Origin of the sequence: Mesorhizobium norvegicum, from assembly GCF_004919685.1 — a bacterium.
Classification (GTDB): Bacteria; Pseudomonadota; Alphaproteobacteria; order Rhizobiales; family Rhizobiaceae; genus Mesorhizobium; species Mesorhizobium norvegicum.
Genome location: NZ_SMYZ01000175.1, coordinates 1 through 1,057, shown reverse-complemented (window position 1 = coordinate 1,057; position 1,057 = coordinate 1). Strand labels below are relative to the sequence as shown.

The 1,057-nt window shown below is 60.7% G+C and carries 1 protein-coding gene; it reads left to right on the top strand.

Features of this window, described 5'->3' with window-relative positions; translation table 11 throughout:
• The first annotated feature begins 94 nt into the window (after positions 1-94).
• Positions 95-1,041 (top strand): IS630 family transposase gene (locus tag FCU66_RS40390; RefSeq protein ID WP_168992274.1). Its coding sequence is split into 2 segments (ribosomal slippage): positions 95-433 and positions 436-1,041, totalling 945 coding nucleotides; the frame shifts between segments, so codons are not numbered across the junction.
• The last annotated feature ends 16 nt before the right edge of the window (positions 1,042-1,057 follow it).

Genomic DNA, 1,057 nt, shown 5'->3' with positions numbered 1-1,057 from the left:
TAGAGCGGGATGATTTGAGGCTGAATCGAAGACGGATTCCCTTAGGCGAGCAAATCTGATTCAACCTTCTTGCTGGGCAAGGAGGCCGGCATGGATGGGCAAGCCTTATTCGATGGATCTTCGCGAACGGGTTGTTGCGTCGGTTGAGCGGGAGGGGCTGTCGCGGCGGCAGGCGGCAGTGCGCTTTGAGGTTGGGATCAGCACCGTCATCCGATGGGTAAGCCGCTTGCGCGAGACGAGCAGTCTTGCGCCCGGCAAGATGGGTGGGCACAGGCCCAAGAAGATTGCCGGGGAGCATCGGGACTGGCTGCTGGTGCGCTGCCGGGCCGCGGATTTTACACTGCGCGGTCTTGTGGCCGAACTGGCCGAGCGCGGCCTGAAGGTCGATTATCGCTCGGTGTGGGAGTTCGTCCACGCCGAGAAGCTCAGTCACAAAAAAAGACGCTGATCGCGGCTGAACAGGATCGCCCGGATGTAGCGCACCGGCGGGCACAGTGGGCCAAGTATCAGGACCGCATCGATGCTTCCCGCCTGGTGTTCATCGACGAGACATGGACCAAGACCAACATGGCGCCGCTCAGGGGATGGGCGCCACGCGGCCAAAGGATCAAAGCCAAGGTGCCGCACGGCCATTGGAAAACCATGACCTTCCTGGCGGCGCTACGCCACGATCGCGTCGATGCACCATGGTTCATCGACGGACCGATCAACGGCGAGCGGTTCCAACTCTATGTCGACAAGGTTCTGGTTCCCACCCTTAAGCCCGGCGACATCGTCATCATGGACAATCTCGGTTCGCACAAGGGCAAGGCCGTGCGCCGCGCCATCCGCTCGGCCGGCGCCAGGCTGTTCTTGCTGCCGAAATACTCGCCCGACCTCAACCCGATCGAGAAGCTCTTCGCCAAGCTCAAGCATTGGCTGCGCAAGGCTGCCAGGCGAACAGTCGAGACCGTCTGTGACGCCATCGGCCAAATCCTCGGCACCGTCTCTTCAATCGAATGTAGAAATTACTTCATCGAGGCAGGCTATGCGCCAACCTAGATTCATCCCGCTCTAG